General features: G+C 67.5%; 13 protein-coding genes. 9 read left to right on the forward strand and 4 right to left on the reverse strand.

The features are described from left to right. The first annotated feature begins 164 nt into the window (after positions 1-164). Complete coding sequence (locus tag AB0M20_RS11815; protein WP_364297124.1) at positions 165-374, forward strand: DNA-binding protein; 210 nt, start codon at positions 165-167, stop codon at positions 372-374. Positions 375-1,039: 665 nt separating this feature from the next. Here the strand turns inward: AB0M20_RS11815 and AB0M20_RS11820 are convergent. After that, positions 1,040-1,273: a hypothetical protein gene (locus tag AB0M20_RS11820; RefSeq protein WP_364297126.1), complete on the reverse strand. Its 234-nt coding sequence runs from the start codon at positions 1,271-1,273 to the stop codon at positions 1,040-1,042. Positions 1,274-1,447: 174 nt separating this feature from the next. On the opposite strand from AB0M20_RS11820, the gene AB0M20_RS11825 reads away from it, so the two are divergent. The 6 genes from AB0M20_RS11825 (at position 1,448) to AB0M20_RS11850 (ending at position 6,842) form a co-directional block, all read left to right on the forward strand. Continuing rightward, positions 1,448-1,654, forward strand: a complete 207-nt coding sequence (locus tag AB0M20_RS11825; protein WP_364297128.1) for a DNA-binding protein — start codon at positions 1,448-1,450, stop codon at positions 1,652-1,654. A 1,024-nt stretch (positions 1,655-2,678) separates the two neighbouring features. Continuing rightward, positions 2,679-2,849 (forward strand): hypothetical protein, encoded by a 171-nt coding sequence (locus tag AB0M20_RS11830; protein ID WP_364297130.1) that lies wholly within the window; start codon positions 2,679-2,681, stop codon positions 2,847-2,849. An 86-nt stretch (positions 2,850-2,935) separates the two neighbouring features. Beyond that, positions 2,936-3,919, forward strand: a complete 984-nt coding sequence (locus tag AB0M20_RS11835; RefSeq protein WP_364297132.1) for a M23 family metallopeptidase — start codon at positions 2,936-2,938, stop codon at positions 3,917-3,919. Positions 3,920-4,277: 358 nt separating this feature from the next. Next, a complete protein-coding gene (locus AB0M20_RS11840) occupies positions 4,278-4,793 on the forward strand; it encodes a SigE family RNA polymerase sigma factor (protein ID WP_364297134.1) in 516 nt (171 codons plus the stop codon). Continuing rightward, positions 4,790-5,965 (forward strand): hypothetical protein, encoded by a 1,176-nt coding sequence (locus AB0M20_RS11845; RefSeq protein WP_364297136.1) that lies wholly within the window; start codon positions 4,790-4,792, stop codon positions 5,963-5,965. Before AB0M20_RS11840 ends, AB0M20_RS11845 begins: the two co-directional genes overlap by 4 nt. A gap of 268 nt (positions 5,966-6,233) precedes the next feature. After that, entirely contained in the window at positions 6,234-6,842 is a 609-nt protein-coding gene (locus AB0M20_RS11850) for a hypothetical protein (RefSeq protein ID WP_364297138.1), read from the forward strand. 147 nt (positions 6,843-6,989) lie between these two features. Here the strand turns inward: AB0M20_RS11850 and AB0M20_RS11855 are convergent, their stop codons facing one another. Beyond that, the gene (locus tag AB0M20_RS11855) at positions 6,990-7,169 is read right to left on the reverse strand and encodes a DUF1508 domain-containing protein (protein ID WP_364297140.1); all 180 of its coding nucleotides are present in this window, start codon (positions 7,167-7,169) and stop codon (positions 6,990-6,992) included. 291 nt (positions 7,170-7,460) lie between these two features. Here AB0M20_RS11855 and AB0M20_RS11860 point away from each other — a divergent pair, with 291 nt between their 5' ends. Continuing rightward, complete coding sequence (locus AB0M20_RS11860; RefSeq protein ID WP_364297142.1) at positions 7,461-7,709, forward strand: hypothetical protein; 249 nt, start codon at positions 7,461-7,463, stop codon at positions 7,707-7,709. Between the two features lie 76 nt (positions 7,710-7,785). Here the strand turns inward: AB0M20_RS11860 and ligD are convergent, their stop codons facing one another. Continuing rightward, positions 7,786-9,012: a non-homologous end-joining DNA ligase gene (gene ligD, locus AB0M20_RS11865; RefSeq protein WP_364297144.1), complete on the reverse strand. Its 1,227-nt coding sequence runs from the start codon at positions 9,010-9,012 to the stop codon at positions 7,786-7,788. Further along, entirely contained in the window at positions 9,009-9,230 is a 222-nt protein-coding gene (locus tag AB0M20_RS11870) for a hypothetical protein (protein WP_364297146.1), read from the reverse strand. The genes ligD and AB0M20_RS11870 overlap by 4 nt, the downstream gene beginning before the upstream one ends. A gap of 325 nt (positions 9,231-9,555) precedes the next feature. Here AB0M20_RS11870 and AB0M20_RS11875 point away from each other — a divergent pair, with 325 nt between their 5' ends. Next, positions 9,556-10,020 (forward strand): hypothetical protein, encoded by a 465-nt coding sequence (locus AB0M20_RS11875; RefSeq protein ID WP_364297148.1) that lies wholly within the window; start codon positions 9,556-9,558, stop codon positions 10,018-10,020. The last annotated feature ends 154 nt before the right edge of the window (positions 10,021-10,174 follow it).

Consider the following 10,174-nt stretch of genomic DNA (forward strand, 5'->3'; position numbering starts at 1 on the left):
GCGCCCTAGCCGTCGCCGTGCCAACGCTGCCGACACGGCGACGGCTAGGGCGCGACAGGGTCCTTCAGCGCCGCCGTCGGTCCCGAGATTACACGCTGGGTTGTCGTATGTAACTACTTAGGGAAACTCCTTCAGACAACTCCAGGCGTTCTTACCTTGATCACGTGGGCCTGAAGGGAAAGCTCTACACGACCGGAGACCTCGCCGACCTGCTCGGCGTCACCCGGCAGCGTGCCTACGCGATCTCCCGGCGCAAGGGCTTCCCGGACCCCTTCGACGAGTGGCCCGGTGGCCTCGCGGTGTGGTCCGTCGACCAGGTGAACGAGTGGCGCCGGACGAGTTGGCGCCCGCGCGCTGAGGACCCGGAGAGCTGACCGTCGGCGCCAACGCCTCCCACGGTCAGCGGGGCGTGCCGGTCAATGGCCGCATCACCTCGGGCCTTTTGAGGACGAAGCCCTGATCAGTGCGGCGTGAGGCGTTCATGCGAGGACCCGTATGTGACCTCAACCGGGGTAGAACCGCTTCGCCAGGCATGTGATTCGGCGGCTCAGCGGCAGAGTCGTCGCATCGTGTAGGGGACAGGCTCCCGAGCCAGGCGAGCGCGTCCGGTGCCAGGCCGCTGTCGCCGGCGGTGCGGACCAAAGCCTGACCTCCGACACGCCATCGCAGGTCAGGCCCCTCCGTCTGATCACCGATACGCCCTGCGCCCGCCCGAGAGCGGCGATCCGGTCAACTGCCGACGCAGTGGGGAAGGCGATTGCCGGGCCGACTCGCGGCGACACTGGGCGACGTGACGGAATCTGGGCGCGTCGCCGAGCCGACGCAGACACCTGACTGAGGAAGTCAGCGGCCGCCTTCAGGAAGGGGCCGCTTCGGTGCGACTGCGGAAACGCCGCCGCCGAGCAATGAGATCGGCGAGTGCACGATGGTCACGGCTGACCGTCGGGGCCGGTGTACGGGAGTCCGCTGCCGTAGCTTGCCTGAGGCAGAGAGCCGATCGTTCCCCCGCGGCCTCCCGCATGTCCGACGCCTGTTGTTGTCAGCGTGCCCAGGCGAAGAAGCGCTCGTACAGCTCGTCGAGCGAGTAGTTCGGAGTGTCGTCCAGGTAGTCGTGCTGCTGGATGCTGAGGTACAGCGCTGTGACCGTCGGATAGTCCGCGTACTCGTTGCGCAGTCGCTCCCGCGCCGGATCGCACGGCCAGTCCCTACCGCAACTGCGGCACTCCCAACCCGGACGCGCTGGCGGGTGCTCGGCAGGAAGGTGCTCGTACACGGTTCTCCCTTCCGGCACTCACCTGTCGATCTGGTGGACTCATCGCGCTTACGGCGTGACGGTGACAACGCTGTGGTGGGACACTATACGACTATCATCACATCTACAACGATTATCGTGCTCTACGATCAGCAATCTACGATCGTATAGTCTGGCCGTACATACGGTTAATGCATGCCGGAGAAGCTACGACTGTGGGGTACGGCGGAGATCCAGGAGCGCCTCGGCGTGACCCGAGCGCGCGCCTCGCAGATCGTGTCCCGGCGCGGTTTCCCCGAGCCGTATGTCGTGCTGAAAGCCGGCCAGATCTGGCTCGCGGACGACGTTGAGGCGTGGATCCGCGCCCACCGCCCCGAGCTCGCCGAGGACCCCGAAAGCTGACCGGTGTCCAGCGAGCATCTTTCGGGTTTACCGGGCCCGGCCTGAGCACCGTCACGCTCGCCCAGCGGTCGACGACTATCGCAACGAGCGATTTGCGCCCGGTGCCCCGATGATCAATCCGATGTCAATCTCCGCGGGAACGCGGTTCTGTTTGCCAGCTGGGCCGACGCGGCGAGGAGCAGCTACTACGGCTACCAGCAGTCCGTCGGCGGGACGCGGTATCGGAAGATCGCGTATCCGTACTCCGCGACCTGCAGGCTGACGCCACACCGGATGAGCTGGCCAGCGCTGAGGGCGATGTAAGCCTGGAGCGTCGCCGCCGACTGCAGCGCTCGGTGGCGGTTGCCTTCATCGCTACTAGCTGTTCGTGGAACCTGATATCGCGGCTCTTGGCGTTCGACGCGTCGAGCAGGTTCTTCAACGAGACGGCTCGGCCGCGATCGACCACCAGCTTTCGCAGCAGCCAGTCCATGAGCAGCCAAGCTCGTGTTCTGGCGGCGGATCAGCGATCGCGCTTACGGAACATTCCGAGGGCTAGGGGCACGCCAACGATACCCGCCAGTAGGGCGATACAGACGCCGATCCAGAGCGCTGGGGTCATGAGCAACGAATGCCCGCTCGCGGAGGACGACAAACGGCGGTGGCGGGGGAGCCACCCGATCGCTGACGCTCCCAACACGGTGGCACCACAGGCCAGTGCGATGCCGCCAGTGGCCGAGTCGCCAGTGCTGTCGGACGCACCTGCAGGGACGCGGTGGTCTACGGCGGCTTCGGAGTATTCACCTATGTGGTGTGGCTGCACAGGGCCGCCCGCCGCCGCACTGCGCCGCGCCGCGCCGCGCCAGCGAGCTCGCCTGCACCCCACCGCCATACAGCCTGATGCAGTGGTGTTGCGAGCGCACGTCACCCGGCGTGCCGCGCGCTAACGCTGGCCGACAATCTGCCATGGAACGACCTCGAGGCCGACCTGGACAGCGCGACCGCCCAATTCGCCGGCAAGCCCGGCATCCACGCGCCAGGTGCCGTGGATCCGCCGCAGTGGATCTGGCGCACGCGCGCCTGCGGTCACCTCGACTCGCCCACCTCCTTGATCGTCCGGATCGGTGCGCTCAAGGCGGTCGGCGACCTCACCGAGATCTCACCCGCGCCGCTGACCGCAGCGCGCCTCCTTCCGTGGCGAACCCACGAATCCTGAAAGGACACCATTGTGAGCCGCATTGAAACCCAGGATCTGCCATGACCGGTCGGACACTCGCCGCGGCGGGCGCGGCGCTTCTGAGCGTGGTGCTCCTCGGCGTCGGTGGGCTGGTCATGCTCACCGGTGCCGCCTCCGCCTGCCCGACCATCACCTCCACCACTGCCACCGGCCAGTACGACGCGGAACAGCAGACGAACGCGCGCATCATCGTCACGGTCGGCGAGCAACGGCTGATCCCCGTCCGCGGCTGGGTGATTGCGGTCGCGACAGCCCTGCAGGAGTCACGGCTGCGCAATTTGGGTCACCTGGGCGACCGCAACGACCACGACTCGCTCGGCATGTTCCAGCAGCGCCCCAGTCAAGGATGGGGAACACCGGCGCAGCTACTCGACCCCCGATACGCGGCCGGCGCGTTCTACCGCCGGCTCGCCGCGGTCGCCGGCTGGCAGGGGATGCCGCTGACCGTGGCGGCGCAAGCCGTGCAGCGATCGGCCTACCCCGGCGCCTACGCAAAATGGGAACTCGACGCGACAGCATTGGTCACACTCGCGCTCCGGAACAGCACCGATACCGCGGTGATGCCGTGCAATGCCACAGCCGGATGGCTGAAGCCGGTACCGGGCGGCGTCGTGTCCGGGTTCCGCAGCGCAGACAGGCCGGGCCACGACGGCGTGGATCTCATCGCCGCGAAGGGCACGATAGTCCGCGCCGCCGCTGCCGGCCTGGTGATCACCGTGGTGTGCAACGCGCACCGCCGCGACGGGACAGCGCTGTCGTGTGACGTGGACGGGAACCCGACCAGCGTGCTGGGCTGCGGCTGGTATGTGGAACTCCTGCACCCTGACGCCACCGTCACGCGCTATTGCCACATGATGCGCCGGCCGCCGGTCGTCGTGGGGCAGCAGGTCGCGGTGGGACAGCCGATCGGGCTCGCGGGCAGCAGCGGGCATTCGTCCGGCCCACATCTGCATCTGGAGGCGCACATCCGGCGGCCGGCCACGGCGTCCAACGCCGTTGACCCCGTCAGGTTCTTCGCCGATCGCGGCATCGACCTCACAAGCGGCTGACGAGTTACTACCAACCGCGGCGGAACCTGCGCTCGCGGCTACCGGCCGACGGCTCCTGACACATCGGCTGTCGTGTAGATAGCCGCATCCGTTGCATTGACTCACATGACCCGAAGAGAGGCAACGTGAGCTTCCCCCGCTTTGATGGAGCGTGGTTACCTGCCGCCGGCCGGGCAGGGGTGACGATATCCGCGCCTCGCGAGCGGTCATGGAGCGCCGGGGCATTCGGCACAGCGGGATCATCCGGCGCGCGGGCCTGTCGAGGGTTGCGACGGGCTCCACCCGAACGCCCCGTTCGCTCTGTGCCGGGCAACCTGAATGGCCCTTGGTTTCGTTTACCTGGTATGAGGCGAGTGTTGTGAACCGGGTCGACGAGGACGAGTACCGGCAGTTCGTGACCGCCCGGCTCGAGCCGCTGCGGGTGACCGCCTACCTGCTCTGCCGGGACTGGCACACGGCCGATGACCTGGTCTCCATCACCGTCGGAAAGCTCTACCGGCACTGGCCGCGGGTGCGGGCGGTGGGGCACGTGGACGCGTACGTGCGGGGGATGCTGACCAACGCCTGGCTGGACGAGCAACGCCGGCCGTGGCGGCGCGAACGGGTCACCGACGACGTGCCCGACCAGGCCGACCTCAACCCGCCGCAGTCGGCCCTGGCCGACCGGGAGGTGCTGCTGGATCTGCTGACCCGGCTGCCCGCCCGGCGGCGGGCGGTGGTCGTGCTGCGCTTCTACTGCGATCTGTCGGTCGAGGAGACCGCGCGGGCGCTGGGGATCAGCACCGGAACGGTGAAGAGCCAGGCGGCCCGCGGCCTGGAGAGCCTTCGCGCGGAGGCGCTGGGCAACGTCTCGAGAAACGGAGAGGGCGCGTGAGCTACCGGACGGTGTTCCAGGACGCGGTGGGCAAGATCCCGCCGACGTCGATCGACGTGGACCAGATCATCGGACGGCAGCGACGCCTGGTCCGGCTGCGCCGGGTCGGGGTGGTCGTCGCGGCGGCCGTCGCGGTGGGCGCGATCACCGTCGGAGCGGTCGCCGCGACCGGCCGGCCCGACGCTCAGCTGCCGGTGGCGCCGACCCCGTCCGTCCCGGCCGTGCCCACGCCACCACCGCCGCAGCAGCGGGGGAAGGCGTTCACCCGGCTCGACACGGCGATCTTCGAGGCGATCGACCGGGTGGCGCCGGGCCTGCGGTGGATCAGCTGGAACTCCGGGATCACCACCCGCGGCTATGAGCCGGACAGCTGGATGGGGCAGGGCGGGGTGCGCTCGGACGCGGGGACCGGCGAGCTCGTCGTGCAGTTCTCGCCGCCGGACTGGGGTGAGGTCGGTCCCTGCACCGCCGACCTGGTCAAGAACGGCTGCGTCATGACGACCGGACCGGGCGGTGAGAAGATCATGACGCTCAGTGCGCGCAACCCGGCCAATGGCAAGCAGCGGCCGCCCACCCTGACGCACAGCATGTTCATGCAACGTCCGGACGGCCGCGTGCTCATCATCGACATCCACGGCGCTGATGAGAAGCCGCCGCTCACCATCGCGCAGCTGACCGCTCTGGCGCTGGACCCGGCCGTGGCCACGGTGGCCGAGGACCCATTCCGGTACGACAACGACGCGAGCCGCATTCGGATCAACAGCAAGGTGTTCGCAGCGCTGGACCGGGAGGCACCGGGCATCCAGGCCTACGGCGGTGGCGGCGTGGGCAACGGCTTCTTCGACGACCCCGGCAAGAACACCCAGGACGACTACTGGACCCAGGGCCGGATCACCCTGGCCAAGGTGACCAGCCGGCTGACGGTGGAGATGCACCGCCGCGACCCGGGCACGGCCGGCGACCTGACCGGCACCGGACCGCACGGCGAACGCTACCGCACCGCTGTGACCGGCAGCGGGGCCTCGGCGATCCGGATGGTGCACGTCCTACGCATGGACGGCACCTGGCTGGCCGTCGGCCTCTCCGCCGACAAGAACGGCGCCTTCGCGCTGACCGCGGCGCAGCAGGAGGCCCTGGCCTTCGACCCGGCGATCGCTCTCAGCCCGAAATAGACCGGATGCGGCCGTGCGACTTGACCATGCCAGCGGCGCTCCTGGAGGAGAGGAACAGCAGAACACCCGACCAGGAGCGCCGTCAGCATGCTTGAACCACTCGCGCGTTGGCGCCAGGAAGTATTTGCTCAGCGCGGATCCCGAGGCGCACGCGAGCTCTCTTGTTGCGATCACTAGTAGTAGCTCGTATCGAGACTGAAGCGAAAAGTCGGCTTCCCATGGAAACGAGTGGCGCTCGACCGAGGTTTACCAGAAGGCGCCGTGCCCGTTGTCGGCATTGACCTGGCTCGGCGGCGGCTGGTCGAATGCCCGAATGCTGCCCACGGTCGCGTTTGCCGAGAAGATCGCGGCCGGCGACACCGGCGGGTGGGGTAGCGCCGTCCGGCACGCCGCCGGATGGCTTAGCCCGCAGCATCCGGTCATCGATTTGGGTCGGCGGATACCGCTTCCTCAGCTCATGCTGCAGGCGAGCGCGTTACTGGTCTACGGCCTGGCCCGCAGCAGGGGAACGGAGCCGAGCACGATCAGCGCCCGGGAGGTCGTCGACTGGGTGACAGAGCGGCGGCTGCCTCCTCCGCCCGACCCACCCCGGTCGATCGACGAGGCGGTCGAGATGTTGACGCTGTGGCGTCACGAACTGGACGACGCCGCTGACCGGCAGGTGCGTGACCTCGGTGCGCTGCTGCGCATCGCGGGTCACCTCGTGCCCGCACCAGGACATCGCAGCCTCGAACGGTTCTCGTCCGATCCTGTCGTGGCGACCTGGCTTGCCCTGGTCGACACCGAAGCGCCGGGCGTGCAACCGGCTTCCATGATGGATCAGTTCCCCGCCACGCTGCTGTCGCTCGGCCTCCATGCGCTGTGCGAGATGGCCTGAGCGATCCGGCCCCAGTGATGCGGATGAGTTGCGCGTACGGCCGCAGCAACGACGCGCTGAAAGCAGGTGAGACAGACCAATACGCGTACCGCCCTCGCCGGAGACTTGAGTCACGGCGAGGGCAAAACGCGCATGTGCCGGGGTGGGCTAGGCGCTGGTTTGGTCGTCGATCGACGCGCCGCCGGCGTTCTTCTGGATCGACTCGATGGTGTTCAGCGCCGACGCTTTTGCCTTGTATGACTCGCTGGTGGCGACGATCTGGCCGTTGCTGGCCACCAGGTTGAATCGGAACTCGCCGTTGCTGGTCTTTTTGACCACGAATTTCATGACGATCACCTCCGCGCGGCTGGTACCCCCAGCGGATCAACGCTCAAACCGTGGTGCCTCGAACGAGCAACCCGATGGACGGGTCACAGCCCGTTGTGCTGGTGCGTCGGGTGGCCGACTCGGGGAGTGCGGATGGTGATCCAGTCATGCCGTATTGCTCCGCCGACCGGCCCCGCCTACGACACAGCTCGTACCCGTCCGCTGACGGCCAGGACCACTGATCAAAAACGACAACCCTGAAGTTTGCGCAGGTCAACACGCCGACAGAACACTTGTTCTATGTTGGCGGGCATGGCCGAGCAGGTGGAGCACTGGTTCAACCGGCGGTACCAGCGTGCCCGGCGCGACGTGTACCTGATCCGGACCGAGACCGGCTGGCAGGTGAAAGGCCGCCAGGGCGGCGGCGACGGCCCCGAAGCCGTGCACTACTTCGACGACGAGGCAGACGCCCGTGTCATGCTCCGCCGGATGCTCGCTGCTGTCCCGCCGGAGTTGTCGGACTGGGCGCAGATGACGAGCCAGAGGAAGCGCAGGCCGTAGCCGCCCCGTTGACGGCGGATCTTCGTACGCGGTTGTCGTCCGTCCGCCCTGCTCGGGGACCGCCGACTGCCGTCGGTCAGCTCGCGGTCGGATCAGCACGACGCGCGGCCGCAGGATTGGAGACCGGGTCAACCTGGACGAGGGTCTGGCGGTCGACGCGCGCCTTCTCGAGAATCGTTTCGACCTGGTCGAGGGAGAGCCAGTCGAGGTGATCGTCGCCGTGCACGATGCGGTACCAGCTGCTGGCGCCGCGACGCACGATCTCCACCCGCCATTGCCCGTCCGGTGTCTGCATCGCTGCCTCGACCACCTCCGGCTCCGGCAGTGGAGCGGAGACGCGGACGGCGTCGGCCGGCGTTTTGTCGGGACGCAGCCCCCGCCAGGATGGGTGCCGCAGGCGGCCGTCCGGTGTCCAATTGCGGTAGGCGACCTCACCGACCAGGCTCGGCTCCACCCAGCGGACCCCGCGAGCGTGCGGCCGCGGCACCCCGGCCAACGGTGGCGTCGTGCGGGCCAGCGGACGCAACCGCTGCTGCAGGTCGTGCAGCATGGCCGCGGTGAAGCCGGTTCCGACGCCGCCGGCGAACAGCAGAGCGCCGTCGCCGCCGTGGACTGCGAGTACGAGGGAGCCGATCGTGCCGGTGCGGCGGCCCTCGCCGGGTTTGTATCCGACGATGACCACTTCCTGCGTCGGGTTGAACGGCGTTTTGATCCAATCTCGGGAGCGGCGGCCCGGCTGGTACGACGAGGCGAGCCGTTTGCCCATCACGCCTTCCAGCCCGTAGGCCTGCGCGGCCGCGACCACGGTGTCCGGCGGCACACCGGTGAAGTGCGGCGGCACCCGCACCGCAGCACCGGCCAGGCCGAGCCCGGCGAGCAGTTGGCGGCGCTGCTCGTAGCTGGCGCTCAGCAGCGGGCGGCTGTCCATGTCGAGGACGTCGAACACGTGGTAGATGACTGGGACGGACGCGACTAGCTCCGGCGCGGGCTCGGTGATGTGCATCCGTTGCTGCAGGCGGGAGAACGAGGGCCGGTTGTGCTCGTCCAAGGCCACCAGTTCGCCGTCGAGGATCAACCGGCGGCCCTCGGTCAGCTGCTCGAGTTCGGCGAGCTCCGGGTAGCCGGTGGTGATGTCGCGGTCGTTGCGGCTGACCACCTGCAGTCCGGATCCGTTGGTGTAGACCACCGCGCGGACGCCGTCCCACTTGAACTCGTACGCCCAGCCCGGCCCTTCCGGCAGCGGACCGAGAGTGGCGAGCATCGGCGAGATCAGCACGATCGGCGCAGCGGTCGGCGAGCTCATTCGCAGCCGTCCTCATCGCCGGGCAGCCCGTCATCGAGCGGTTGAAGATCGCGGCCGGCCAGCCCGTGCGCGGCGAGGTGGCCGGACACGTTATCGAGGCTGCGCAGGTATGCGACGGTATTTCCCACTTGAACTACGTACCAGCGGCGAAGGCCGTCACCGCGATCGAGCCAGGCCGCCTCGACCCGCGCCGCCAGCCTTCCTGCCACCGCCGTCATGATCTCCAGTGACCACCCACCGGGAACCGTCGTCAACCGGAGCAGTCAAGACCGGCAGAACTACTCCGGTGTCGTTCAGACACTCGAGGACAATCACCGCGGCCTCGGGCGACCGTGGTCCGAGCGGACAGTAGCCAGGGTCGTCGACGACCACTACCTGCACTTCCACCCCTGGGCGCCACCGCCTACCGTCAACGGACGGCGCCTAAGGCAGACGGGCAGAGCGACAGATGTGCTGGGAAGAGCACGAGGTTGAGGATCCCTCACCGGGAGGACTACCTGTTGAACTGCGGACGCGCGAACGGCTTCGGCTCAGGCTGAGTCCATGGCTGTGTTCTGGACCCTACTCGGCGTTGTTCTCGGTATCGCTGGCAAGTATGTCGTTGATCTGAAGTTGGCGAAGGCGAACAAACTTCGCGAAGAGAAACTGAAATGGTCGGTCGAGTTCCTGGCCGCCGCAAGCCAGCTGGCGCAAGCGGTGTCGTCGGAACACAACTGGCAACTTGAGTTGCGAGACATGTCCAGCTCCGAGGTCGACCATCCCTCGACTGAGAGCCAATCGTACCGCCTCAAGCGGTCAAGGGAGGTGCAAGCGAAGGTCCAATCCGCCTGGTCCGATGCGTATCGAGCGAGGAGCGCTGTGCGGCTCTTGATGCCGGACGCAACGGAAGGAGCAACAACCTATTTAGAGCTTTGCGGCAAAGCAATCGATCCTTCCGAGGAAAACGCTAGTGGTGCTGAGTCACGACAAGAAATCGAGGACACCCTGCGCAAGCAGATATCAGTTTAGAAATGCGGCTGGGATCGTAATGTCGGCACATACATATCAGGTGTGATGTCCAGGCCTTCGGTTGTGGAGTGGCGCTGTCTAGGAACCAGTCTCCACAACCGGGAGGCCTTCCTGTTCCACGGCAATGCTGCTTTGACCCCGCGCGCACCAGGTT

The sequence above is a fragment of the Actinoplanes sp. NPDC051633 genome (assembly GCF_040681735.1).
Taxonomy (GTDB): domain Bacteria; phylum Actinomycetota; class Actinomycetes; order Mycobacteriales; family Micromonosporaceae; genus Actinoplanes.

Bases quoted from the DNA above. Each gene is read 5' to 3' on its own strand.
- AB0M20_RS11825 (WP_364297128.1), top strand. From the start codon at position 1,448: ATGCCGGAGAAGCTACGACTGTGGGGTACGGCGGAGATCCAGGAGCGC.
- AB0M20_RS11855 (WP_364297140.1), bottom strand. From the start codon at position 7,169: ATGAAATTCGTGGTCAAAAAGACCAGCAACGGCGAGTTCCGATTCAAC.
- AB0M20_RS11860 (WP_364297142.1), top strand. From the start codon at position 7,461: ATGGCCGAGCAGGTGGAGCACTGGTTCAACCGGCGGTACCAGCGTGCC.
- ligD (WP_364297144.1), bottom strand. From the start codon at position 9,012: ATGAGCTCGCCGACCGCTGCGCCGATCGTGCTGATCTCGCCGATGCTC.
- AB0M20_RS11870 (WP_364297146.1), bottom strand. From the start codon at position 9,230: ATGACGGCGGTGGCAGGAAGGCTGGCGGCGCGGGTCGAGGCGGCCTGG.
- AB0M20_RS11875 (WP_364297148.1), top strand. From the start codon at position 9,556: ATGGCTGTGTTCTGGACCCTACTCGGCGTTGTTCTCGGTATCGCTGGC.